Origin of the sequence: Streptomyces sp. NBC_00259, assembly GCF_036181745.1 — a bacterium.
GTDB classification, from domain to species: Bacteria; Actinomycetota; Actinomycetes; order Streptomycetales; family Streptomycetaceae; genus Streptomyces; species Streptomyces pratisoli.
In genome coordinates this window covers 1,922,202-1,944,879 of sequence record NZ_CP108080.1, presented here as the reverse complement: position 1 = coordinate 1,944,879, position 22,678 = coordinate 1,922,202, and the positions used below count along the sequence as shown (strand labels likewise).

Annotated in this window: 26 protein-coding genes; 18 read left to right on the top strand and 8 right to left on the bottom strand. The window is 73.1% G+C overall.

Translation table 11 applies throughout. The features are described 5' to 3' along the window. Window positions 1–2: 2 nt before the first annotated feature. From OG766_RS08770 to OG766_RS08740, 7 genes are read left to right on the top strand one after another with little or no spacing between them, the layout of a single operon-like run. Complete coding sequence (locus OG766_RS08770; RefSeq protein WP_266374897.1) at window positions 3–167, top strand: hypothetical protein; 165 nt, start codon at window positions 3–5, stop codon at window positions 165–167. Further along, window positions 164–805, top strand: coding sequence for an imidazole glycerol phosphate synthase subunit HisH (gene hisH / locus OG766_RS08765; protein WP_266374898.1), 642 nt, complete (start codon window positions 164–166; stop codon window positions 803–805). Before OG766_RS08770 ends, hisH begins: the two co-directional genes overlap by 4 nt. Before the next feature lie 2 nt (window positions 806–807). Next, window positions 808–1,545, top strand: coding sequence for a bifunctional 1-(5-phosphoribosyl)-5-((5-phosphoribosylamino)methylideneamino)imidazole-4-carboxamide isomerase/phosphoribosylanthranilate isomerase PriA (priA, locus tag OG766_RS08760; RefSeq protein WP_328724970.1), 738 nt, complete (start codon window positions 808–810; stop codon window positions 1,543–1,545). Next, window positions 1,542–1,949 carry a RidA family protein gene (locus tag OG766_RS08755; RefSeq protein ID WP_266374901.1) on the top strand — a complete coding sequence of 136 codons (408 nt, stop codon included), beginning with the start codon at window positions 1,542–1,544 and terminating at the stop codon, window positions 1,947–1,949. Before priA ends, OG766_RS08755 begins: the two co-directional genes overlap by 4 nt. Continuing rightward, on the top strand, window positions 1,946–2,701 hold the full coding sequence (gene hisF, locus OG766_RS08750; RefSeq protein WP_266374902.1) for an imidazole glycerol phosphate synthase subunit HisF: 756 nt from the start codon (window positions 1,946–1,948) through the stop codon (window positions 2,699–2,701). The genes OG766_RS08755 and hisF overlap by 4 nt, the downstream gene beginning before the upstream one ends. Window positions 2,702–2,708: 7 nt before the next feature. Continuing rightward, a complete protein-coding gene (locus tag OG766_RS08745; protein ID WP_328724968.1) occupies window positions 2,709–3,017 on the top strand; it encodes a hypothetical protein in 309 nt (102 codons plus the stop codon). Between the two features lie 59 nt (window positions 3,018–3,076). Then, on the top strand, window positions 3,077–4,297 hold the full coding sequence (locus OG766_RS08740; protein ID WP_328724967.1) for a serine hydrolase domain-containing protein: 1,221 nt from the start codon (window positions 3,077–3,079) through the stop codon (window positions 4,295–4,297). Between the two features lie 85 nt (window positions 4,298–4,382). On the opposite strand, the gene OG766_RS08735 is transcribed toward OG766_RS08740, so the two are convergent. Beyond that, complete coding sequence (locus OG766_RS08735; protein ID WP_266374908.1) at window positions 4,383–5,015, bottom strand: TIGR03085 family metal-binding protein; 633 nt, start codon at window positions 5,013–5,015, stop codon at window positions 4,383–4,385. 84 nt (window positions 5,016–5,099) lie between these two features. Here OG766_RS08735 and hisI point away from each other — a divergent pair, with 84 nt between their 5' ends. The 11 genes from hisI (at window position 5,100) to lgt (ending at window position 13,938) form a co-directional block, all read left to right on the top strand. Then, window positions 5,100–5,468, top strand: coding sequence for a phosphoribosyl-AMP cyclohydrolase (gene hisI / locus OG766_RS08730; protein ID WP_328724966.1), 369 nt, complete (start codon window positions 5,100–5,102; stop codon window positions 5,466–5,468). Window positions 5,469–5,479: 11 nt separating this feature from the next. Continuing rightward, entirely contained in the window at window positions 5,480–7,003 is a 1,524-nt protein-coding gene (locus OG766_RS08725) for an anthranilate synthase component I (protein ID WP_266374912.1), read from the top strand. An 8-nt stretch (window positions 7,004–7,011) separates the two neighbouring features. Beyond that, entirely contained in the window at window positions 7,012–7,665 is a 654-nt protein-coding gene (locus tag OG766_RS08720) for a TIGR02234 family membrane protein (RefSeq protein ID WP_443045461.1), read from the top strand. Between the two features lie 125 nt (window positions 7,666–7,790). Further along, complete coding sequence (locus OG766_RS08715; RefSeq protein WP_266374916.1) at window positions 7,791–8,048, top strand: HGxxPAAW family protein; 258 nt, start codon at window positions 7,791–7,793, stop codon at window positions 8,046–8,048. 79 nt (window positions 8,049–8,127) lie between these two features. After that, window positions 8,128–8,553 carry a DUF2752 domain-containing protein gene (locus OG766_RS08710; RefSeq protein WP_266374917.1) on the top strand — a complete coding sequence of 142 codons (426 nt, stop codon included), beginning with the start codon at window positions 8,128–8,130 and terminating at the stop codon, window positions 8,551–8,553. A 127-nt stretch (window positions 8,554–8,680) separates the two neighbouring features. Next, the gene (gene trpC / locus OG766_RS08705) at window positions 8,681–9,490 is read left to right on the top strand and encodes an indole-3-glycerol phosphate synthase TrpC (RefSeq protein ID WP_266374919.1); all 810 of its coding nucleotides are present in this window, start codon (window positions 8,681–8,683) and stop codon (window positions 9,488–9,490) included. An 8-nt stretch (window positions 9,491–9,498) separates the two neighbouring features. Continuing rightward, complete coding sequence (gene trpM / locus OG766_RS08700; protein WP_266374920.1) at window positions 9,499–9,705, top strand: tryptophan biosynthesis modulator TrpM; 207 nt, start codon at window positions 9,499–9,501, stop codon at window positions 9,703–9,705. A gap of 72 nt (window positions 9,706–9,777) precedes the next feature. Then, window positions 9,778–11,070, top strand: a complete 1,293-nt coding sequence (gene trpB, locus OG766_RS08695) for a tryptophan synthase subunit beta (RefSeq protein ID WP_328724963.1) — start codon at window positions 9,778–9,780, stop codon at window positions 11,068–11,070. Next, window positions 11,067–11,879, top strand: coding sequence for a tryptophan synthase subunit alpha (gene trpA, locus OG766_RS08690; RefSeq protein WP_266374922.1), 813 nt, complete (start codon window positions 11,067–11,069; stop codon window positions 11,877–11,879). The genes trpB and trpA overlap by 4 nt, the downstream gene beginning before the upstream one ends. Before the next feature lie 85 nt (window positions 11,880–11,964). Beyond that, window positions 11,965–12,795: a DsbA family protein gene (locus OG766_RS08685; protein WP_266374924.1), complete on the top strand. Its 831-nt coding sequence runs from the start codon at window positions 11,965–11,967 to the stop codon at window positions 12,793–12,795. Window positions 12,796–12,981: 186 nt separating this feature from the next. After that, entirely contained in the window at window positions 12,982–13,938 is a 957-nt protein-coding gene (lgt, locus tag OG766_RS08680; protein WP_266374925.1) for a prolipoprotein diacylglyceryl transferase, read from the top strand. A gap of 143 nt (window positions 13,939–14,081) precedes the next feature. On the opposite strand, the gene OG766_RS08675 is transcribed toward lgt, so the two are convergent. The 7 genes from OG766_RS08675 to OG766_RS08645 form a co-directional block, all read right to left on the bottom strand. Next, complete coding sequence (locus OG766_RS08675) at window positions 14,082–14,879, bottom strand: HpcH/HpaI aldolase/citrate lyase family protein (RefSeq protein ID WP_266374926.1); 798 nt, start codon at window positions 14,877–14,879, stop codon at window positions 14,082–14,084. Further along, window positions 14,876–16,126 carry a CaiB/BaiF CoA transferase family protein gene (locus OG766_RS08670; RefSeq protein ID WP_266374927.1) on the bottom strand — a complete coding sequence of 417 codons (1,251 nt, stop codon included), beginning with the start codon at window positions 16,124–16,126 and terminating at the stop codon, window positions 14,876–14,878. Before OG766_RS08670 ends, OG766_RS08675 begins: the two co-directional genes overlap by 4 nt. An 83-nt stretch (window positions 16,127–16,209) precedes the next feature. Further along, window positions 16,210–17,130, bottom strand: a complete 921-nt coding sequence (rbsK, locus tag OG766_RS08665) for a ribokinase (RefSeq protein ID WP_328724961.1) — start codon at window positions 17,128–17,130, stop codon at window positions 16,210–16,212. Further along, a complete protein-coding gene (locus tag OG766_RS08660; protein WP_328724959.1) occupies window positions 17,127–18,566 on the bottom strand; it encodes an ADP-ribosylglycohydrolase family protein in 1,440 nt (479 codons plus the stop codon). The genes rbsK and OG766_RS08660 overlap by 4 nt, the downstream gene beginning before the upstream one ends. Further along, complete coding sequence (locus tag OG766_RS08655; RefSeq protein WP_266374930.1) at window positions 18,563–19,732, bottom strand: ADP-ribosylglycohydrolase family protein; 1,170 nt, start codon at window positions 19,730–19,732, stop codon at window positions 18,563–18,565. The genes OG766_RS08660 and OG766_RS08655 overlap by 4 nt, the downstream gene beginning before the upstream one ends. A gap of 73 nt (window positions 19,733–19,805) precedes the next feature. Continuing rightward, the gene (locus OG766_RS08650; RefSeq protein WP_328727449.1) at window positions 19,806–21,059 is read right to left on the bottom strand and encodes an ADP-ribosylglycohydrolase family protein; all 1,254 of its coding nucleotides are present in this window, start codon (window positions 21,057–21,059) and stop codon (window positions 19,806–19,808) included. Window positions 21,060–21,598: 539 nt separating this feature from the next. After that, a complete protein-coding gene (locus OG766_RS08645; RefSeq protein ID WP_266374931.1) occupies window positions 21,599–22,594 on the bottom strand; it encodes an ADP-ribosylglycohydrolase family protein in 996 nt (331 codons plus the stop codon). Between the last annotated feature and the right edge of the window lie 84 nt (window positions 22,595–22,678).

Here is a 22,678-nt window from a genome sequence, read left to right as displayed (position 1 = left end):
TCGTGAACGGTCTCTCCACGGTTCTGATCGTCCTTGGGCTCTTCCTGATCGGCGGCATCATCTCGTTCGCCAAGCAGCAGATGCCCAAGGGCCTGATCGTGCTCCTGTCCCTCGGAGCCGCGCTGTGTCTCGCCGCGGGTGTCCTGCGACTGGACGTGTGGTCATGAGCGAGCGGAAGAAGGTCGTCGTCTTCGACTACGGCTTCGGCAACATCCGCTCCGCCGAGCGCGCTCTCGCCCGCGTCGGCGCCGACGTCGAGGTCACCCGCGACTTCGACACGGCCATGAACGCCGACGGTCTGCTCGTGCCCGGTGTGGGCGCCTTCTCCGCCTGCATGACCGGACTCCAGCAGGCCCGCGGACACTGGGTGGTCGGCCGCAGGCTCTCCGGCGGCAGGCCCGTCATGGGCATCTGCGTCGGCATGCAGATCCTCTTCGCCCGCGGCATCGAGCACGGCGTCGAGACCGAGGGCCTCGACGAGTGGCCCGGCGTCGTCGGACCGCTGAACGCCCCGGTCGTCCCGCACATGGGCTGGAACACGGTCGAGGCCCCCGAGGACACGGAGATGTTCGCCGGCCTCGACGCCGACGCCCGGTTCTACTTCGTGCACTCCTACGCCGTGCGCGACTGGGACCTGGAGGTGACCAACCCGGCCATCCGCGCCCCGAAGGTCACCTGGGCCACCCACGGCGAGCCCTTCGTCGCGGCCGTCGAGAACGGTGCACTGTGGGCCACCCAGTTCCACCCCGAGAAGTCCGGCGACGCCGGAGCCCAGCTCCTCACCAACTGGATCGAGACCCTCTGATCATGGCTCAGAAGCTTGAACTCCTCCCCGCCGTCGACGTCCGCGACGGCCAGGCCGTCCGCCTCGTCCACGGCGAGTCCGGCACGGAGACCTCCTACGGCTCCCCGCTGGAGGCCGCCCTCACCTGGCAGCGGGCGGGCGCCGAGTGGCTGCATCTGGTCGATCTCGACGCGGCCTTCGGCACCGGTGACAACCGGGAGCTGATCGCCGAGGTGGCCGGAGCCATGGACCTCAAGGTCGAGCTGTCCGGCGGCATCCGCGACGACGCCTCGCTCGCCGCCGCCCTCGCCACCGGCTGCACCCGGGTCAACCTCGGCACCGCCGCACTGGAGACCCCCGAGTGGGTCGCCAAGGTCATCGCCGAGCACGGCGACAAGATCGCGGTCGGTCTCGACGTACGCGGCACGACGCTGCGCGGCCGCGGCTGGACCCGCGACGGAGGCGACCTCTACGAGACGCTGGCGCGCCTGGACTCCGAGGGCTGCGCGCGGTACGTCGTCACCGACATCGCCAAGGACGGCACCCTCCAGGGCCCCAACCTGGAGCTGCTGCGCAATGTCTGCGCCGCCACGGACAAGCCGGTCGTCGCCTCCGGCGGCGTCTCCTCGCTCGACGACCTGCGCGCGCTCGCCGGCCTCGTGCCGCTCGGCATCGAGGGCGCGATCGTCGGAAAGGCGCTCTACGCCGAGGCGTTCACCCTGGAAGAGGCGCTGGAAGCGGTGGAGGCGGTGTCGCGGTGAGCAACGACGTCCGCCGGATCGGCTCCGGCGGCCCGTGGGAAGAGGCCTTCGGCTACTCCCGCGCGGTCGAGCTGCCGAACGGCTTGGTGCTGGTCTCCGGCTGTACGTCGGTGGTCAACGGCACCTTCGCCGACGGCGGCCCGTACGACCAGGCCGTCAACTCCTTCAACGCGGCACTGGCCGCGCTGAAGGAGTTCGGACTCGGCAGCGAGCACGTGGTGCGCACCCGCATGTACATCACGCACGCCCGCGACGTCGACGAGGTCGGCCGCGCCCACAAGGAGCTGCTCGGCGCCGTCCGCCCGGCCGCGTCGATGATCATCGTCTCCGGTTTCGTCGACCCGCGGCTGGTCGTCGAGGTCGAGGTCGAGGCGTACCGAGGGGAAGGAGGGGGAGCGGCATGACCCTCGCCGTCCGAGTCATCCCCTGCCTGGACGTGGACAACGGCCGGGTGGTCAAGGGAGTCAACTTCCAGAACCTGCGGGACGCCGGCGACCCCGTCGAGATGGCCAAGCTGTACGACGCCGAAGGCGCCGACGAGCTGACCTTCCTCGACATCACCGCCTCGTCCGGCGACCGCGAGACGACGTACGACGTCGTGCGCCGCACCGCCGAGCAGGTCTTCATCCCGCTCACGGTCGGCGGCGGGGTGCGCTCCGCCGACGACGTCGACAAACTGCTGCGGGCCGGCGCCGACAAGGTCGGCGTCAACACCGCGGCCATCGCCCGCCCCGAGCTGATCCGCGAGATCGCCGAGCGTTTCGGCCGCCAGGTCCTGGTGCTGTCGGTCGACGCCCGCCGCACCCCGTCCGGCTCCTTCGAGGTCACCACCCACGGCGGCCGACGCGGCACCGGCATCGACGCCGTCGAATGGGCGCACCGGGCCGCCGAGCTGGGCGCGGGCGAGATCCTGCTCAACTCGATGGACGCCGACGGCACCAAGGACGGCTACGACACCGAGATGATCGCCGCCGTCCGCAAGCACGTCACCGTCCCGGTCATCGCCTCCGGCGGCGCGGGCAGGCTCGGCGACTTCGCACCGGCCATCGCGGCAGGCGCGGACGCGGTGCTCGCGGCGTCCGTCTTCCACTTCGGCGACCTGCGGATCGCCGAGGTCAAGGAGACCCTGCGGGAAGCGGGTCACCCCGTCCGGTGACCGGGCGGTGAGGGACTCCTGGGACCGCCGGCTCGGCTGGACCCGCGGACTGGTGTCCGCGGATCCTGCCGAGCGCGAGGCCGCGCTGCGGCGCCACCTCGCGGCAGATGCCGCGCTCGTGCGCACCGCGCGGCGGCTGAACAGCCCGTCACGGCGGTTCCGGGACTCCGAGCCGTGGGCCCGGCTGCACGCCACCTACGTGCTGAAGCTGCTGGCCGATCCGGGGATCCCCAACACCCGCGCGACCTGGACGCGGCATCTCGCCGCCGGGAGTGCCGCTGGGCACGGCGCCGCCGTGCGGGGCTGCGCCCGCTGACGTCGGAGCCCGATCGCCCTGGCGTGGCCGTGTGCGGATCGTTCGCCGACAATGAGGCGATGAGGCGCACCCGCGTGGCCCCGCTCCTCTGTGCCGCGACGCTCGTCGCGGCGAGCCTCCAGGCGACGGCCGGCGCAGGCACCGCCGCCCCGGCCGGGGCCGGGAGCGGGCGGCCGTGTGTCAGCTCTCCGCCGCCCAGGGGCGGCCCCGCCCGTGAGGTCCTGAATCTCGCGCAGCAGGCCAGGACCGAACTGCACCTGAACTCGGTCGTGCTGCGCGTCACGAAGGACGGCGAGGAAGTCCTCACGACGGCTCTCGGCGAATCGATGACCGGCGTTCCCGCGCAGCCCGGTATGCACTTCCGAGCCGGTTCGATCGCCATCGTGTACATGGGCATCACCCTGCTGCAGCTGGTGGACGAGAAGAAGGCGCGTCTCGACGACCCGGTGTCCCGCTGGCTGCCCGACGCCCCGCACGCCGACAGGATCACCCTGCGGATGCTCGGCGACTCCACCTCGGGACTCCACGACTACGTCACCGACCCGAAGTTCCTCGCCGCGCTGGAGGCGGCCCCCTTCCGCCAGTGGACGGCCGAGGAACTGGTGGCCTACCCGGCCGCGCACCCCCTCTGGTACGCGCCGGGCACCAGCTGGAGCTACTCCCACGCCAACTTCGTGCTCCTCGGCGCCGCCCTGGAGAAGATCGCCGGAATGCCGCTCGACCAGCTGCTGGAGCAGCGCGTCATGGGCCCCCTCGGGCTGGACGACACCCGCAACGGCGCCACCCCCGAGATCCCGCGGCCGGTCCTGCACGCCTTCACCTCGGAACGCGGCCCCTACGAGGAATCCACCTTCTGGAACCCGTCGTGGACCACCGCGCCGGGCGCCGTCCTCACCTCCCACATCTGCGACCTGGCCCGCTCGGCGGAGGGCGTGGGCACGGGGGAGCTGCTGTCCCCGGCCGCGTTCCGGACCCAGCTCGACCCCGGCACGGTCGGGCTCGGCGGCGGTACGAAGAGCTGCCCCGCCACGGTCTGCCTGAAGAACACCGAGGCCAAGCACTTCGGCGTCGGTGTGCTCGTCCAGAACGACTGGATCATGACGAACCCGTCGTTCTCCGGCTACGCCGCCGTGCAGGCCTACCTGCCCGCCGAACGCCTCGCCATCGCCGTCGCGACCACGAAGACCGCAGAGACGCCGGAGGGCAACACCGCCCAGACGCTCATGAACCGGATCGCCACGGCCCTCGCCCCGGGACATCCCGCCCCCGGCGGGAGCTGAGCCCCAGCGGGACCTGAGCCCCGGCCCGTCCCCGGCGGGACCTGAGCGCGGCGCCGGACCGGCCCGCGGGTCGGCAGCCCGCTGGTCAGCCCATTCCCAGCTGGGTCCTGCCCACGCGGTCGATCGCGTCCTTCTCACCCTCGATCTCCACCTTCGCCGCGTCCTGCCGTCCGAAGGCGTACATCGTCAGCTCACCCGGCTCACCGGTCACCGTCACCACCGGGGCACCGCGGTGCGCGACCGCCGTCTGCCCGTTCGGACGCCGCAGCACCAGCCCCACCGGGGCCTTGCGGCCCAGCAGCCGGGCCGACCTCTCCAGCCGTGACCAGAGCGTGTCCGCGAAGACCGCGTCCAGCTCACGGGCCGTCCAGTCGGGCTGTGCCCGGCGCACGTCCTCGGCGTGCACATAGAACTCGACCGTGTTCGACGCCTCGTCCACCGGCTTGATCGAGAACGGTGACATCCGCGGCGGGCCCGTACGGATCAGCTGGATCAGCTCCTCGTACGGCTTCGCGGCATACTCCGCCTGCACCCGCTCCAGCCTGCTCCGCAGCGGGCTCAGCACGATCCCCGCGGCCTCCGGGCGGCGCTCGCGCACCACGACATGGGCCGCCAGATCACGGGTGTTCCACCCCTCGCACAGGGTCGGGGCGTCCGGGCCCGCCGCCTCCAGAAGATCGGCGAGCAGAAGTCGTTCACGCTTCGCATGGGTCGACATGGCGGCCAGCCTACGACCGGCGCGCCGCGTCCGCCCAGTGGACGCACCACCGTTCCGGCCCCGTGGGCGCGGCACAATGAGCCCATGACAGGCACGTCCCGCATTCCCAGCGCACTCGACCCCGCCATCGCCGCCCGCCTCAGGCGGAGCGTCGACGGACTGGTCCCGGCCATCGCCCAGCAGTACGACACCGGCGAGGTGCTGATGCTCGGCTGGATGGACGACGAGGCCCTGCACCGCACCCTCAGCACCGGCCGTGCCACGTACTGGTCCCGCAGCCGCCGGGAGTACTGGGTCAAGGGCGACACCTCCGGCCACGTCCAGCACGTCAAGTCCGTGGCTCTCGACTGCGACGCCGACACCGTGCTGGTGAAGGTCGACCAGATCGGTGCCGCCTGCCACACCGGGGCCCGTACCTGCTTCGACGCCGACGTGCTCTCCCTCGGCCAGTAGGGTTTTGCGCCATGGATCTCGACACCTTCCGCAAGCTGGCGGCCGACCGCCGCGTCATCCCCGTCAGCCGCCGCCTTCTCGCGGACGGTGACACTCCGGTCGGCCTCTACCGCAAGCTCGCGGGGGAGCGCCCCGGCACGTTCCTGCTGGAATCCGCCGAGAACGGCAGGTCCTGGTCCCGCTACTCCTTCGTCGGCGTCCGGTCCGCCGCGACCCTCACCGTCCGTGACGGCCAGGCGCACTGGCTCGGCACCCCGCCCGTCGGCGTCCCCACCGACGGGGACCCGCTCAAGGCCCTGAGCGCGACCGTCGAGGCCCTGCACACGCCTCTCGCCCCCGACGTCGCTCCGGGCATGCCCCCGTTCACGGGTGGCATGATCGGCTACCTCGGCTACGACATCGTCCGCCGGCTGGAGAAGATCGGCGAGCACGGCACGGACGATCTGAGACTGCCCGAGCTGACCATGCTGCTCACCTCGGACCTCGCCGTGCTCGACCACTGGGACGGCTCGGTCCTGCTGATCGCCAACGCGATCAACCACAACGACCTCGACACGGGCGTCGACGAGGCCTACGCGGACGCCGTGGCCCGTCTCGACGCCATGGAGGCCGATCTGGCGCAGCCGGTCGACTACCGGCCGCAGGCCCTGCCGCCGTCCGAACTGCCCCCGTACACCGGGCCGATGTGGAGCGGCGAACAGTTCCAGGACGCCGTCGAGGACATCAAGGAGCGCATCCGCGCGGGCGAGGCCTTTCAGGTGGTGCCCTCCCAGCGCTTCGAGACCCCGTGCGAGGCGAGCGCCCTCGACGTCTACCGGGTGCTGCGGGCCACGAACCCGAGCCCGTACATGTACCTGCTGCGCTTCCCCCACGAGGACGGGGGCTTCGACGTCGTCGGCTCCAGCCCGGAGGCGCTGGTCAAGATCGAGAACGGGCGCGCGATGGTGCACCCGATCGCCGGGACCCGCCCGCGCGGCGCCACCCCGCAGGAGGACCACGACCTGGCGGAGGAGCTCCTCGCCGACCCGAAGGAGCGCGCCGAGCACCTGATGCTCGTCGACCTCGGCCGCAACGACCTGGGCCGCGTCTGCGAACCCGGCTCGGTCGAGGTCGTCGACTTCATGTCGGTCGAGCGCTACTCCCACGTCATGCACATCGTCTCGACCGTCACCGGCACGGTCGCCGCGGGCCGTACCGCCTTCGACGTGCTGACCGCCTGCTTCCCCGCCGGCACGCTGTCCGGCGCCCCGAAGCCCCGCGCCATGCAGATCATCGAGGAGCTGGAGCCCTCCCGGCGCGGACTGTACGGCGGCTGCGTCGGCTATCTCGACTTCGCGGGCAACTCCGACACCGCGATCGCCATCCGCACCGCCCTGCTGCGCGACGGCACCGCGTACGTGCAGGCCGGAGCGGGGATCGTGGCCGACTCCGACCCGGTCGCCGAGGACACCGAATGCCGCAACAAGGCGGCCGCCGTGCTCCGTGCCGTGCACACCGCGAACCGGCTGAACGGGAACCGAACGCGTAAGGGATAGTGGGGGGCGTGAGTGCTGTTCCCGTACCCCAGCCCCGTACCGAGACCGCAGAGGCCGCCGCGACCGCCGCCGGCGGCCGGCGCAGCCTCGCCGCCGCACTGTTCCTCGGCGCCGTCGGCGCCGCCGTGGTGCTCCTCGCCTCCGGGCAGACCTGGGCCGAGGGCGCGGCCGCCGTCGGCGCGGGCAGTGTGCCGCTGGAGGCGGACGGCCGGGACGTCACCGGGCTTCCGGCGGCCCTCGCCGTCGTCGGCCTGGCCGCCCTCGTCGCCGTCTTCGCGGTCCGCCGCACGGGCCGCGTCCTCGTCTCCGCGCTGCTGGCGCTGAGCGGCGCGGGCGCGGCGGCCTCCGCCTTCCTGGGCGCCTCCGACAGCGCGGCGCTCGACGAGCAGGCCCGGCAGACCACGAGCGGCACCGTCACGAGCGTCGACGCCCTCACGCACACCGCCTGGCCGTACGTCACCGCCGCCGCCGGACTGCTGATCCTCCTCGCCGGACTGCTCGCCCTGCGGTACGGGTCCGCCTGGCCCGCGATGTCCGGGCGGTACGAGCGCGAGGGCGCGGGCGGGGGCGCGAGCAAGGGCCGTCCCGCGGCCGACCCGGACCGCCCCGAGGAACTGTGGAAGGCCCTCGACCGAGGTGAGGACCCCACCGGGGACCGGTGACACCCGCGGCCTGTGACACCCGCGATCAGTGACGACCCCCACGTCCCGGCACCCCTTCCGGTACGGGACAATGGAACACGAGCCCCCGGCTCACCCCACAGCGCAACACCAACGAGGAGCAACTCATGGCGGGCAGCAGCCACGGACACACCCCGGCCGCCTGGACCGGTGTCACCATCTCCGTCATCGGCTTCTGCATCGCAGGAGTGTTCATGGTGGCGGCCAACCCGCTCGGCTTCTGGGCCGGAATGGGCGTGACCCTGCTCGGCGGTGTCGTCGGCGCCGCGATGAAGGCCGCCGGTCTCGGCCTGAAGGAGAGCCCCGTCCTGGCCCGTACGCAGGCCGCCGCGCAGCCCGTGCCGGCCGAGGCCACGGCCTCCTGACCGCACCCGTCGCTCCGTAGAGGCGCAGCCCGGCGAGCCCGGGCTGCGCCTCTACCCATGAGCGGGGGACAATCACGAGGTGGACGCCATCACAGCCACCACCCCCGCACCCCTGTCGCGACGGCTCGCCGCGCCGCTGGGAACGATCGCCGTCGTCGCCGCGGCCTTCGCGTACGTCGGCGCGGTCGACCCGAACGAGCCGGGCCACTACCCGGTCTGTCCGCTGCTGCGGTTCACCGGGATCTACTGCCCGGGCTGCGGCGGCCTGCGCAGCGCCCACGCCTTCATCCACGGCGACCTGGGCACCGCCTTCGGTGCCAACGCCCTCGCCGTCGCCGGATACGGGATCTTCGCCGTTCTCTGGACCGCATGGCTCGTCCAGGCGGTCCGTGCAAGACCGGTGCGGATTGCGCTCGGGCCCGGCTGGTGGTGGGGTCTCGGCGCGGTTCTGGCGCTCTTCACGGTTGTCCGGAACCTGCCGTTCGGCTCGGTGCTCGCACCATGACCCTCAGGACGAAGTCCCAGGTAGTGGGACGGACGTCAACCGGATGCGAGGCCTTCGCCCTCAGCCGGATACCATCGGGATTGCTGACAGTGATCCACCATCTACCTCTCGGAAGGGGGCCGCTCGCGTGAGTGTGCTCGACGAGATCATCGAAGGCGTACGCGCCGACCTCGCAGAGCGGCAGGCGCGGGTCAGCCTCGACGAGCTCAAGGAGCGTGCCGCCAAGGCGCCCCAGGCCAAGGACGGCGTCGCCGCGCTGCGCGGCGAGGGTGTGAAGGTCATCTGCGAGGTGAAGCGCTCCAGCCCCTCCAAGGGCGCGCTCGCCGCGATCGCCGACCCGGCCGCACTCGCCGCCGACTACGAGGCGGGCGGCGCGGCCGTCATCTCCGTCCTCACCGAACAGCGCCGCTTCGGCGGCTCGCTCGCGGACCTGGAAGCCGTGCGGGCCCGGGTGGACATCCCGGTGCTCCGCAAGGACTTCATCGTCACGTCGTACCAGCTGTGGGAGGCCCGTGCCTACGGCGCGGACCTCGTGCTGCTGATCGTCGCCGCGCTCGACCAGGAGGCCCTGGTCTCGCTGATCGAGCGCGCAGAGTCGATCGGTCTCACCCCGCTCGTCGAGGTCCATGACGAGGACGAGGTCGAGCGGGCCGTGGACGCCGGAGCCAAGATCATCGGTGTCAACGCGCGCGACCTCAAGAGCCTCAAGGTCGACCGTTCCACGTTCGAACGGGTCGTACCCGAGATCCCCGCAGGCGTCGTCAAGATCGCCGAGTCCGGCGTCCGCGGCCCGCACGACCTGATCGCGTACGCCAATGCCGGCGCCGACGCGGTCCTCGTCGGCGAGTCGCTGGTCACCGGACGCGACCCCAAGGCCGCCGTGGCCGATCTGGTCGCCGCCGGCGCCCACCCGGCCCTGCGGCACGGGAGGGACTGACCCTCCCCATGACCACCGTCCTGCGCCGCGTACCGTCCGCCCGGCCGAGCCTTCGCCCGGCCGGTACGACGGCGCGCGTGCCGCACGCCCCGCTGGCGCGCGGCTGCCGCCCTCGCGGCTGCCGCGCCCCGGCCCGGCGGGTGCACGGACGGCGGGTCAGGTACGTCATCGGGGACGAGCCCGGCCAGGTCAACGGCATGCGATGGCGTCGCTGAGCGACCCGCTCAGCGATCCGACGTCATCACCCTCATTTCTCTTCTGCTTTCACGCTCATGAGGAGTTCTGGCATGCCCAGCGATTACTTCATCCCCGATCCCGAGGGCCAGGTGCCGAACGCGGCCGGCTACTTCGGCGACTTCGGCGGCAAGTTCATCCCCGAGGCGCTCGTCGCCGCGGTCGACGAGGTGGCCGTCGAGTACGACAAGGCCAAGTCCGACCCGGCCTTCGCCGCCGAGCTCGACGATCTGCTCGTCCACTACACCGGCCGGCCCAGCGCCCTGACGGAGGTGCCCCGCTTCGCCGAACACGCGGGCGGCGCACGCGTCTTCCTCAAGCGGGAGGACCTCAACCACACCGGCTCGCACAAGATCAACAACGTGCTGGGCCAGGCCCTGCTCACCAGGCGCATGGGCAAGACCCGCGTCATCGCCGAGACCGGCGCCGGCCAGCACGGCGTCGCCACCGCGACCGCCTGCGCCCTCTTCGGCCTCGACTGCACCATCTACATGGGCGAGATCGACACACAGCGCCAGGCGCTGAACGTCGCCCGGATGCGCATGCTCGGCGCCGAGGTCGTCCCCGTGAAGTCCGGCAGTCGCACGCTCAAGGACGCCATCAACGAGGCCTTCCGCGACTGGGTCGCCAACGTCGACCACACGCACTACCTCTTCGGCACGGTCGCGGGCCCGCACCCCTTCCCGGCCATGGTCCGCGACTTCCACCGCGTCATCGGCGTCGAGGCACGCCGCCAGATCCTGGAGCGCGCGGGCCGCCTCCCGGACGCGGCCGTGGCCTGCGTCGGCGGCGGCTCCAACGCCATCGGCCTCTTCCACGCCTTCATCCCGGACACCGGCGTACGGCTGGTGGGCTGCGAGCCCGCGGGCCACGGCGTCGAGACCGGCGAGCACGCGGCCACGCTGACCGCGGGCGAGCCCGGCATCCTGCACGGCTCGCGCAGCTACGTCCTCCAGGACGACGAGGGCCAGGTCACCGAGCCGTACTCGATCTCGGCGGGGCTCGACTACCCGGGCATCGGCCCGGAGCACTCGTACCTCAAGGACAGCGGACGCGGCGAGTACCGGGCCGTCACCGACGACGCCGCGATGCAGGCGCTGCGGCTGCTCTCCCGCACGGAGGGCATCATCCCGGCGATCGAGTCCGCGCACGCGCTCGCCGGAGCCCTGGAGCTCGGCAAGGAGCTGGGCAAGGACGGACTGATCATCGTCAATCTGTCCGGCCGCGGGGACAAGGACATGGACACGGCTGCCCGCTACTTCGGGCTGTACGACGAGGAAGCCGCCTCGGCCGTCGAGGCGGACGCGGCCGGCGAGGTCGCCGAGATCGAGGGGGACGCCAAGTGAGCGGGAACATCCAGCTGCTGAACGACACCCTGGCGCAGGCGAAGTCCGAGAACCGGGCCGCGCTCATCGCCTACCTCCCGGCCGGCTTCCCGACCGTGGACGGCGGCATCGAGGCGATCAGGGCCGTCTTCGACGGCGGCGCCGATGTCGTGGAGGTCGGCCTGCCGCACTCCGACCCCGTCCTCGACGGTCCCGTCATCCAGACGGCCGACGACATCGCCCTGCGCGGCGGCGTCAGGATCGCCGACGTCATGCGCACGGTCCGCGAGGCACACGAGGCCACGGGCAAGCCGGTCCTCGTGATGACGTACTGGAACCCCATCGACCGCTACGGCATCGCGCGCTTCACCGCCGAGCTCGCCGAGGCGGGCGGCGCGGGCTGCATCCTGCCCGACCTGCCCGTCCAGGAGTCCGCCGTATGGCGCGAGCACGCCGAGAAGCACGGCCTCGCCACGGTCTTCGTGGTCGCGCCGAGCAGCAAGGACGCACGGCTCGGCGAGATCACGGCGGCGGGTTCCGGCTTCGTCTACGCAGCCTCGCTGATGGGCGTCACCGGAACGCGTGAGTCCGTCGGCGCCCAGGCCCAGGACCTGGTCCGGCGCACCCGTGCCACCACCGGGCTGCCGGTCTGCGTCGGCCTTGGCGTCTCCGGCGCCGAGCAGGCCGCGGAGGTCGCGGGCTTCGCCGACGGCGTGATCGTCGGCTCGGCCTTCGTCAAGCGGCTGCTCGACGCCGAGGACCACGCGGCCGGCATCGCGGCGGTGCGTGCGCTGGCGGGCGACCTGGCGGCGGGCGTGCGCAAGCGCTGACACCGTCGGGCGAACTGCTCACCCGTACGGGTGGACCTCGGACCGGGGAGGCGCATAGGTGCCTCCCCGGTTCGTTGCTGTGGGCGTGAGCGAGAAGAACCATGACGGAAGGCGGGCCGCGCGTGAGCGGCTCCTGCAGGATCGTGAGCTGCAGAAGGCGCGCGACAAGCGACGGCGCCTGTTGATCGTGTCCGCGGCCGTGGTCGGCGTGCTGGGCCTCGCCGCGGTCGTCGGCGTGATCGCGGCCAACTCCGGAGGGAAGGGGAAGGGCGACAGCGCGTCCACCGGTCCGGTGGCAGCCCCGAGCGGCGCCGAGGGCGAGGACGCCCTCGCGCTCCCCGCGGGGGCGAGCGACGCGCCGTCCACGCTCACGGTCTGGGAGGACTTCCGCTGCCCGGCCTGCGCCCAGTTCGAGAACGTGATGAGGAACACCATCCATGAGCTGACGGACTCCGGACAGCTCAGGGTGGAGTACCGCCTCGCCACCATCATCGACGGCAATCTGGGAGGCAACGGATCACGCCGCGCGGCGAACGCGGCGGCGTGCGCGCAGGACGCCGGGAAGTTCGTCCCGTACCACGACGTGCTCTACCAGAACCAGCCGCCGGAGACGGACGACGCCTTCGCGCAGAACGGCAGGCTGATCGAGCTGGCGGGCAAGGTCCAGGGTCTCGACACACCCGCGTTCCGGGACTGCGTCGAGTCCGGCGCGCACGACAGCTGGGTCGAGAAGTCCGGCGAGGCCTTCCACAAGGGCGACTTCAGCGGCACACCGACGGTGCTGCTGAACGGGCAGTCCATCTTCCCGCAGCGGGGCAACGAGCAGATCAGCCCGGAGAACCTGAAGAAGTGGGTCACCGAGGCGAACAAGGGCAAGAAGCCGGGCACGGCACAGCCGAGCCCGTCCGGGTCCTGAGCGACGGCGGGTCCTCCGGGGCGTTCGGCGGCGTGGCCGCGGGGCGCCCCGGACGCATGCCCGGCGGGTCCTGCGGCGGACCGGCCCGCCGCGCGGGAACGGCGGGTGCCCAGGGGGCCTCGTTATGCAGACGTTGCCCCGTCGGTTGCCGTGCGGTGGGCCCGGCAGGGTAGCGTCGGACCTGCCATGGACCTTGCCTTCATTCCCAGCCCGTCCACCGGTGTGATCCACCTCGGACCGCTCCCGCTGCGCGGCTACGCCTTCTGCATCATCATCGGTGTCTTCGTGGCCGTCTGGTACGGCAACAAGCGCTGGATCGCCCGCGGCGGCAAAGCCGGCACGGTGGCCGACATCGCCGTGTGGGCGGTGCCGTTCGGCCTCGTCGGCGGCCGTCTGTACCACGTGATCACCGACTACCAGCTGTACTTCAGCGAGGGTGAGAACTGGGTCGACGCGTTCAAGATCTGGGAGGGCGGCCTCGGCATCTGGGGCGCCATCGCGCTCGGCGCGGTCGGCGCCTGGATCGGCTGCCGCCGCCGCGGCATCCCGCTCCCGGCGTACGCCGACGCCATCGCGCCCGCGATCGCCCTCGCGCAGGCCATCGGCCGCTGGGGCAACTGGTTCAACCAGGAGCTGTACGGCAGGCCGACGGACGTGCCGTGGGCGCTCGAGATCAGCGAGGGTGTCAACCGCGCGGAGGGCACCTACCACCCGACGTTCCTCTACGAGTCGCTGTGGTGCGTCGGCGTCGCGCTGCTGGTCATCTGGGCCGACCGCCGCTTCAAGCTGGGCCACGGCCGGGCCTTCGCGCTGTACGTCGCCGCCTACTGCGCGGGCCGCGCCTGGATCGAGTACATGCGCGTCGACGAGGCCCACCACGTGCTCGGCCTCCGGCTGAACGTGTGGACCGCGATCATCGTCTTCGTCCTGGCCGTCGTGTACATCGTGCTCTCCGCGCGGCTCCGCCCGGGCCGCGAGGAGGTCGTCGAGCCGGCGGCGGTGGAGTCGCGCAAGCCCGACGACGCCGATGCCAGCTCCGGCACGGCCTCCGACGCGACGACGGACGCCGACCCGGCAGCCCTGTCCCTGGACAAGGACCCCTCCGGGGAACCGGCGGACTCGGAGTCCGCGAACAGGAGCTGACCGCTTCGCGACGCAACGGGTGGCCGACCGCTTCCTCGCACATCCTCAGGGCCGCCCGGCTGATCACAGCCGGGCGGCCCTGAGGCGTTTCCGGGCGTCCGTGAGTCCGTGAGTCCGTGGGCCCGGGCGCTCCGGGCCCTGGGTCAACGGCCGTCGCGGCCCGCCAGCGACAGCGTGCGGTGGGCCGCGGCGACGACGGCCGCGTCGACGAAGCGTCCGTCGGGGAGGGCGAGCGCACCCGCGTCCGTCGCCGCCGCCTTGACGATCTCCTCGGCCGCCTCGACCTCCTCCGGGCTGGGGAGGTAGGCCCGCTCGATGACCGGGAGCTGCCGGGGATGGATGGCGGCGCGGCCCAGGAAACCCAGGGCGCGGCCGTGGGCGCAGGAGGCCGCGAGGCCGTCCAGGTCGCGGATGTCGGGGTACACCGACTGGGTCGGCGGGGGGAGCCCGGCCGCGCGGGCCGCGACGACGATACGGCTGCGCGGCCAGTCGAGGCCGGTGTCGTTCCGTACGCCCAGGTCGGCGCGGAGATCCGCCTCGCCGAGCGCGATGCCGCGCACGGCCGGGTCGGCGGTCGCGATGGCGTAGGCGTGCTCCACGCCCCCCGCCGACTCCAGCAGCGCGTACAGCTCCGTGCCCGGCGCCAGCTTCGCCGGAATCTGGATGTCAGTGGCGTGTGCCACCTTGGGGATACGCAGTGCCGACAGGCCGGGCAGGGGGGCCAGCGCGGTGATGTCGCGCTCTGCGTGGATGCGGACGTGCACCGGTACCGGCTGGGGGGAGGCGAGCAGTTCCGTGGTCGCCGCGAGGGCGTACGCCTTGCGGTGGGGCGCGACCGCGTCCTCCAGGTCGACGATCACGATGTCGGCCCCGGAGGACAGCGCCTTGCGTACGACCTCCGGCCGGTCCCCGGGGGCGTACAGCCAGGTGAGCGGGGTCATAGCGCGCCTTCGTCGCGGAGGCCGGCGATCCGGCCGGGCGTGAGCCCGAGTTCGCCGAGGACCGTGTCCGTGTCCGCGCCGTGGGGGCGGCCGGCCCAGCGGATACCACCAGGAGTCTCGGAAAGGCGGAAGAGGATGTTCTGCATACGGATCGGACCGAGTTCCGCGTCGGGGACCTCGGTGACACTGTCCAGCGCGCGGTACTGCGGATCGTCCATGACGTCGCGTACGTCGTAGACGGGGGCGACCGCGGCCTCCGCCTTGTCGAACGCGGCGAGCACCTCGTCGCGGGTGTGCTGGGCGATCCAGTCGCCCACCGCCGCGTCGAGCTCGTCGGTGTGCTCGGCCCGCCCGCTGCCGGTCGCGAACCAGGGTTCGCGCGTCAGCTCCGGACGGCCCACCAGCCGCATCACCCGCTCGGCCACGGACTGCGCGGAGGTCGAGACGGCGAGCCAGGAGCCGTCGGCGGCGCGGTAGGTGTTGCGCGGCGCGTTGTTGCGGGAGCGGTTGCCGGTGCGCGGCTGGACGTAGCCGAGCTGGTCGTACCAGATGGGCTGCGGCCCGAGGACGGTGAGGATGGGTTCGATGATGGCCATGTCGACGACCTGGCCGCGGCCGGTGGCGGTGCGGGCGGTCAGCGCGGTCATGACGGCGTAGGAGGTGGCGAGCGCGGCGATCGAGTCGGCGAGACCGAAGGGGGGAAGGGTGGGCGGACCGTCGGGTTCACCGGTGATGGCGGCGAACCCGCTCATGGCCTCGGCGAGGGTCCCGAAGCCCGGGCGGTGGGAGTACGGACCGAACTGACCGAAGCCGGTGACGCGGGCCAGCACGACACGGGGGTTGGCGGAGCTCAGCTCCTCCCAGCCGAGCTGCCACTTCTCCAGCGTGCCGGGGCGGAAGTTCTCGATGACGACATCGGCGGTCGCGGCGAGCCGGAGGAAGGTCTCCCGGCCGCCCGGCGTGGACAGGTCGATCGTGATGGTGCGTTTGTTGCGGCCGAGCAGCTTCCACCACAGGCCGACACCGTTCTTGTCGGGGCCGTGGCCGCGTGAGGGGTCCGGTTTGCGGGGGTGCTCGATCTTGATGACGTCGGCGCCGAAGTCGCCGAGCATCGTCGCGGCGAGCGGCCCGGCGAACAGGGTGGCGAGGTCGAGGACGCGCAGCCCGGTGAGCGGACCGGCTCCGGTGGACGGGCGGGCTCCGGTGGACCGGCGGGCGGCGGCACCGTCGGCGTCGGGGTCGTGCATCGGGGCTCCTTGCTCCTTGCGGGTCTCCTGCGGGGCCTGTCGCGGCGGCTTGCCCGGCAGCGGCTGGTGGCAGCGGCAGGCGGCTAGCGGCGCGTCGCGGCGCTCCTCGTGCGCGTCTGCGCTTCCGCGTCGATCTCGGGGCGGTACGGCATGGAGGACGAGGCGCCCGGGCGCTGGACGGAGAGCGCGGCCGCGGTGGAGGCCCAGATCATCGCCTCGGGCATCGGCCTGCCCTCGACGAGGGCCACGGCGAGGGCGCCGACGAACGTGTCACCGGCCGCGGTGGTGTCCACGGCGCGGACGCGGGGCGCGGCGACCGTGAGGGGCTCCATGCCGCGGGCCGCGTAGAGACTGCCCGCCCCGCCGAGCGTGATCACCACCTCCGGAACCTGGCGGAGCAGTGCCTCGGCGGCGGCGAGCGGTTCGGCGACACCCGCGAGGAGGGCGGCCTCGTGCTCGTTCGGCACCAGCAGATCGGTGGCGGCGAGCAGTTCGGGCGGCAGAGGCTGGGCGGGCGCCGGGGTGAGGACGGTCCGTACCCCGTGCCGGCGGGCGGCCTCGGCGCCGGCGATCACTCCGCCGAGGGGGATCTCGAGCTGAAGGAGGAGGGCGTTCGCGGTGGCGATGAGGGTTTCGTCACCGGGGGTCAGATGGTCGACGGTGGCGTTGGCGCCGGGGATGACGACGATCGCGTTGCCGCCCTCGTCGTCCACGACGATGTGCGCGGTTCCTGAGGGTCCTTCGGCCGTGCGCAGCAGATCGGTGTCGACTCCGGAGACTTCGAGCGTGGCCCGCAGCCGGCCGCCGAAGTCGTCCGTGCCGACGGCTCCGATCATCGCCACCTCGCCGCCGGCCCGGGCGGCGGCGACGGCCTGGTTGGCTCCCTTGCCACCCGGGACGGTGCGGAACTCGCGTCCCGTGACGGTCTCTCCACGCTGCGGGGCCTTCGCGACATAGGCGACGAGGTCCATGTTGGTGCTGCCGAGCACGACGATGCCGGTCATGAGCGCGGGTCCTCCCGGAGATTGGTGTGGGCGCACGTGAGGCGGGCGAGCGAGTCGAAGCCGATGCCGTCGAAGTCGCCGACGGTGCTGGCGAGACGGTTCTTGAGCGGGGCGGTCCAGCCCCCGGGCAGCCGGTCCGGGTGGCCGGCGAGCAGGCCGGCGAGCGAGCCGGCGGTGGCGCCGTTGGAGTCGGTGTCCCAGCCGCCGGACACGGCACGGCAGATGGACCCGGAGAAGTCACCGTCCGCGTGGGTGAGGGCGGCGGTGAGAAGGGCGGCGTTGGGGATGACATGGACCCAGTGGTACGAGCCGTGGGCGGCGTGCAGGCGGTCCACGACGGTGTCGAAGTCGCGGTGCGCGCCGGCGGTCTCGATGCCCGAGCGGACGGCTTCGGCGAGCCGCGAGCGGGGCGGTACGACGCGGAGGCCGGCGCGCAGGCACCTGTGCACGTCCGCGTTCCCGGTGGCCGCCACGGCGAGCGCGGCGGCGATGAACATGGCCCCGTACACGCCGTTCGCCGTGTGGGTGAGCACCGCGTCCCGGTGGGCCTGCTCGGCGGCGGCCGCCGGATCGCCGGGGTGCGTCCAGCCGTGCACATCGGCGCGGATCGCGGCGCCGATCCATTCCCGGAACGGGTTGTGGTGGAGGGCGGTGAGCGGTGGTTCGAGGCCGCAGAGGAGGTTGCGGTACGCGACGCGCTCGGCGGTGAAGGTGCGGCCGGCGGGGAGTTCGTCGAGCCACAGCCTGGCGACGTCGACGGTGCCGAATCCGGGCCCGTACCGCTGGAGCAGGAGCAGATTGAGGAGCGGGTAGTTGAGGTCGTCGTCCTCGGGCATGCCGTCGATGTTCTCGGCGAGGGAGGTGCGTGCGGAACGGCGGTTCCAGGGGTGGGCGGCGAGCAGTTCACCGGGTACGCCCTTCGCGGTGAACCAGTCGGCGAGCGGCCAGTTGCCGGTGGCGCGGGCGAGGGCGCGGATGGCGTGCAGCGGGAGCTTCTCCACGGGCTTGCCGAGGAGACACCCGGCGGCGCGGCCGAGCCAGGCGGCGTGCAGACGGTCCATGAGCGCTTCCGTCACGGAGCCGGATGCTTCCGCCATGGAGCCGGATGCCTCCGCGCCGGGGTCGGATGCCTCCGCCGCCGTGCCGGACCGGGGCCAGTCCGGACAGGCCGCTCTGATGGCGGGGAGGTCCGTCGGCTCGTGGACCGACAAGGGGCTGGGGAGTTCCGCCAGTTCGTCCAGCAGGCGGGAGGCGAGGGCGCGGAGCGGAGGGGGTGCCGGCTGCGGGGACGCGCCGGCGACCGATGGCGCCGGGGGGCCGCCCGCCGCACGCCAGCGGTGGGCGATCGCCGACGCGTCGCGGCCGTCCTGCGCGGCCTGCCGGAGTTCATGGCCGATCATGTCCTCGGGCTGGACCCAGGTGAGCCGGAGGTTCATCGGGGGTCCGTCAGCCTGGCGAAGGCCGCTTCGTGCTCCCGGCGGCGCCGGGTGTCGCGGGCGAAGATCTCGTGCGTGACCTCCGTGAGGCTGCGGGCCGGGGCGTGCAGATCGAGGCGGCTGGCCTCGGCGACGGTCTTCACCCAGTCGGGCGGGATCGGCTCCTCGCCGTACAGCGCGCCCGCGATCGCGCCGGACATCGTGGCGATCGAGTCGCAGTCGCGACCGTAGTTGACGGAGCCGAGGACCGTACGGCGGTAGTCGCCGTCGCCGACGAGGAGCATGCCGAGGGCGATGGGGAGTTCCTCGATGGCGTGCAGCCGGGAGGGGCGGCGGGCCGCCAGGGAAGGGGCGCGGTAGTCGGGGCCCACGGTGTCGAAGGGGGCGACGGCCTCGCGAAGCGGACGCAGGGCCGACTCGAAGTCGCTGTGGCGGGCGGCGACTTCGGCCACCTCCTCGATGGCCGAACGGGTGCCGTCCTTGGCCAGGGACAGACAGGTCTCGACGACGGTCGTCGGTGTCGCGCCGGGAGTGCAGGCCGCGGCGACCGCCGCCGCGAACACGCCCGCCGCCTCGCGCCCGTACGAGGACTGGTGGGCGCCGGCGACGTCCAGTGCCTCGGCGTAGGCGGCCGCGGGGTCGGCGGCGTTGACCAGGCCGACGGGGGCCATGTACATCGCGGCACCGCAGTTGACGATGTTTCCGGTACCGGCCTCGCGCGGGTCGACATGGCCGTAGTGGAGGCGGGACACGAGCCACTTCTCCGCGAGGAAGATCCGCTGGAGAGGGAGTGCCTCGGCCTCCAGCTCCGGGATCCAGCGGGGGGTGGAGATCAGCTCCGGGACGAGGTGGTCGGCGACGGCGTAGGCGTCGAGATGGTCCCGTACGGTCGCGTAGACCCGTACGAGAACGTGGGTCATGAGGGTGTCGTCGGTGACGTGGCCGTCGCCCTTGTGGTACGGCGCCACGGGCCGGGCGGTGCGCCAGTCGTCGCCGTGCCACGGGCCCACGATGCCGTGGACGCGGCCGCCGTGCCGTTCCACGATCTGCGCCGGGGTGTATCCCTCGACCGGGCCGCCGAGGGCGTCGCCGACCGCCGCGCCGACGAGGGAGCCCGTGATCCGGTCTTCGAGCGTCGCGACCGCCGGGAGCGCTGAGAATGTCATGCCGGAATTGTCCACCCGGGGCGGTCGCGGGCGGGGCATGCGGAGTCGGGGATTCGTGTCCGGCGAGGGCGAGTTACGGGCGGGAGGCCGGGCCGGCGCCTTGTGTGACGGACGGACTGTGTGACGGGTCTGGCGACGGTTCGTATGCCGGTTCGTGTGCCGGTTCGTGTGGCTGTTCGTCCGACAGGTCGTCTGACGGGGCGTGCGACGGGCGGATCGTGTGGGCGAGGAGCCCGGCGAGTTCGACGAGGTCCGTGCCGGCGAGGCGGGGAAGCGTGCAGCCGGCGAGGGTGCGGCAGGCGTCCCGCCAGGCGGCCGGTACGGCCGATCCGCCGCCGAGCGCGCCGGTCAGCGCCCCGGCGAGGGCGGGCGCGGAGTCGGCGACCCGGGACAGGCAGACGGCGGCGGGGATGGCACCCGCGACCTCGCCGCGCGCGGCGGTGGCGAGGGCGAGGGCGACGGGGACGGTCTCGGCGGCGGCGATGCCGTAGCTGTACACGTGGTCGACGATCTGGTGCTCCAGAAGCGGGACGAGGGAGAACGCGTCGTCGGCGTCGCGGGCGAGCTTGAGGGCGTAGCGGGCGTTGCGGCCGATCTCGGTGGCGTCCGGGAGCTGGGCGAGGGCGGCGTCGACGGCGGTGTCCACGTCCGCGCCGCCCAGTGCCGAGGCGACGGCGGCGGCCATGGCGCGGGCGCCGTGCACACCGTCGCCGTCCTGCGTGTAGCGGGCGTCGAACTCGGCGAGATCGGCGGCGGCCTGCGGGTTGCCGGGGTGGATGACGGCGAGGACGCTGGCGCGGATACAGGCGGCGTCGTCGAAGTAGTGCGGGTTGTCGTGGCCGGTCGCGGGCGGGCGCAGCCCGGTGGCGAGATTGCCGAGACCGGCTCGTACGGAGATCCGGGCGCGGAGGGGAAGGACGGCGGACTCGACCTCGGGGGCGCGGGCGGCGGCCGCGGCGATCTTGCCCGCGAGGACGTTCCAGGCGAGGTCGACCGCGGCGCGCATACGGCGGCCCAGGTCGAGTCCGTCGAAGTGCTCGCCGGCGGCGGTGAGGACCGTCTCGGCGGCGAAGGCGGCCCATTCGGCGTCGTCGGAGGGGCCGAGGCGCAGCGGCTCGGGGGGCTGGTTCAGGGCGATGGGCACGGGGAGGGTGGTCGTCGCGTTCTGCTCGGCGAAGGTGTCCAGCTCCCGGGTGAGCCGCCGGGTCCACTCGGGCATCCGCGCGGCCCGATGCCGCGCGGCGGGCCACCCGGCGGCGTCGCCCGCGGCGAGCCCGAGCAGCAGCCCTTCGATCCGCGCGCGGTACGGCACGTCGCCTTCCGCCACCCGGTCGCGCCGGGATCGCCCCTGGTGCCCCCAGGAGCAGTACCCCCACCCCGAAACCGGCCCCGGTCCGCCGGAGCCGTGCGTTCCGCCCGCTGCCGCGCGCTGCGGAGGGGCCACTTCGGGATGAGGGGACGCCGCGGTCCCGCCTCCCGCGCCGGGCCTGTCCAGCAGCAGACCGCCCGGACCGGCGCCCCCGGCTCCGCCCGCCGTAGCGGGCCTCACGGACCCGGGCGTTCCTCCGGTCCCGCCGGGCGTGTCGAGCAGGAGGGCGGCGGGGGCTTCTCCGCTCTCCCCGGCCGCAGCGGTCGCAGCGGTCGCCCCGGCCGCCCCGGTCGCACCGGTCGCAGCGGTCCCTCCGTTCCCGCCGGGCCCGTCCGGTGCCCGGTCCGCGTCGGTCGCGTGCTGTCCGTCGTCCGGCTCCGGGGAGGGACCGCCCGTCCCGTCGCCCGTGCCGGGCGGATCCAGCCCCAGGTCCGGAGAGGACTCCGGGGTGTCCGGGGCGGGCTGGTCCGGGGTCGCGGAGTCGAGGGGGCGGGGGGTCATGGGGCGGCCTCGGTGTCGTCGTACGGGGTGAGGAGGTCTGCGATGTCCAGGACGTGATAGCCGCGCATCGAGGGGAGGCAGCTGCCCCGGACGGGGCCGATCGCGGCGGCCCAGTCCGCCGGAATGGCGGAGGCCCCCACCAGCGCGCCGGCCAGCGCCCCCGCGACCGCCGCCGTGGTGTCGGCGTCGCGGCCCATGTTGACCGCGGTCAGGACCGACGTACGGAAGTCGCCGCGGGCCGCCGCGAACGCCCCGAAGGCGAGGCCGACGGCCTCGGGAGCCAGGTCCGTCCAGGGGTAGCCGCCGATGACGACCGCGGAGCGGACCGTCCGTTCGCGGCTGAGCGGATCCGTCTCCGCCCGTTCCGCCGCGACGACCGCGCGGCGCATGGAGCGCGCGGTCCAGGAGTCCATGGGCACGACGGACAGTGCCGCGCCGATCACCCCGGCCGGTCCCGCTCCCGCCATCGCCGCCGCCACCCCCGCCGCCACGGCCTGCCCGCCGTAGATGCCCTCGCCGTCGTGACTGACGCAGCCGTCGATGGCGACCAGCCGCGCCGCCTCGTCGGGGCGGCCCGCCGCGAAGACGCCGAACGGCGCCGCCCGCATCGCCAGCCCGTCGCTCCAGGCGTGCCGGTGCTGCGCGGTGATGGGCGCGGCCAGACCGCGGCGGAGGTTCTCCAGCGTCCCGCGCTCACTGAAGCCCGCGCCCCGGAACGGCCCTTCGTCGAGGTCGGCGATCCAGTGGTGCCAGGCGTTCTCGACATGCGAGACGGTGAGCGCGGACCCGTGCCGGGCGAGCAGCAGCCCGGAGAAGATCGCGTACTCCGTGTCGTCCGTGCCGGCCGGAGTGTCGGTCACGAAGCCTTCGATCCGGCCCCACCTGCGGCGGATCTCGGACGGCCGCATGTTCTCCGCCGGCGCCCCCAGCGCGTCGCCCACCGCCAGTCCGAGGAGCGCGCCGCGGGCCCGATCGCATGCAATCCAGTCCACCGCGTCACCCCTTCGTGCCCCACTGGACCCACTGGGCCTCTTGCTCGATCTCTGCCACGCGGGGCGCCGAGTGCGGCGCGGGAA

Excerpts from the sequence above, each read along its gene's own strand:
- hisH (WP_266374898.1), top strand. The coding sequence starts at position 164 with ATGAGCGAGCGGAAGAAGGTCGTCGTCTTCGACTACGGCTTCGGCAAC.
- hisF (WP_266374902.1), top strand. The coding sequence starts at position 1,946 with ATGACCCTCGCCGTCCGAGTCATCCCCTGCCTGGACGTGGACAACGGC.
- hisI (WP_328724966.1), top strand. The coding sequence starts at position 5,100 with ATGACAGGCACGTCCCGCATTCCCAGCGCACTCGACCCCGCCATCGCC.
- OG766_RS08740 (WP_328724967.1), top strand. The coding sequence starts at position 3,077 with ATGAGGCGCACCCGCGTGGCCCCGCTCCTCTGTGCCGCGACGCTCGTC.
- OG766_RS08725 (WP_266374912.1), top strand. The coding sequence starts at position 5,480 with ATGGATCTCGACACCTTCCGCAAGCTGGCGGCCGACCGCCGCGTCATC.
- priA (WP_328724970.1), top strand. The coding sequence starts at position 808 with ATGGCTCAGAAGCTTGAACTCCTCCCCGCCGTCGACGTCCGCGACGGC.
- lgt (WP_266374925.1), top strand. The coding sequence starts at position 12,982 with ATGGACCTTGCCTTCATTCCCAGCCCGTCCACCGGTGTGATCCACCTC.
- trpB (WP_328724963.1), top strand. The coding sequence starts at position 9,778 with ATGCCCAGCGATTACTTCATCCCCGATCCCGAGGGCCAGGTGCCGAAC.
- trpM (WP_266374920.1), top strand. The coding sequence starts at position 9,499 with ATGACCACCGTCCTGCGCCGCGTACCGTCCGCCCGGCCGAGCCTTCGC.
- OG766_RS08675 (WP_266374926.1), bottom strand. The coding sequence starts at position 14,879 with ATGACCCCGCTCACCTGGCTGTACGCCCCCGGGGACCGGCCGGAGGTC.
- OG766_RS08655 (WP_266374930.1), bottom strand. The coding sequence starts at position 19,732 with ATGACATTCTCAGCGCTCCCGGCGGTCGCGACGCTCGAAGACCGGATC.
- OG766_RS08735 (WP_266374908.1), bottom strand. The coding sequence starts at position 5,015 with ATGTCGACCCATGCGAAGCGTGAACGACTTCTGCTCGCCGATCTTCTG.
- rbsK (WP_328724961.1), bottom strand. The coding sequence starts at position 17,130 with ATGACCGGCATCGTCGTGCTCGGCAGCACCAACATGGACCTCGTCGCC.
- OG766_RS08715 (WP_266374916.1), top strand. The coding sequence starts at position 7,791 with ATGGCGGGCAGCAGCCACGGACACACCCCGGCCGCCTGGACCGGTGTC.
- OG766_RS08660 (WP_328724959.1), bottom strand. The coding sequence starts at position 18,566 with ATGAACCTCCGGCTCACCTGGGTCCAGCCCGAGGACATGATCGGCCAT.
- OG766_RS08670 (WP_266374927.1), bottom strand. The coding sequence starts at position 16,126 with ATGCACGACCCCGACGCCGACGGTGCCGCCGCCCGCCGGTCCACCGGA.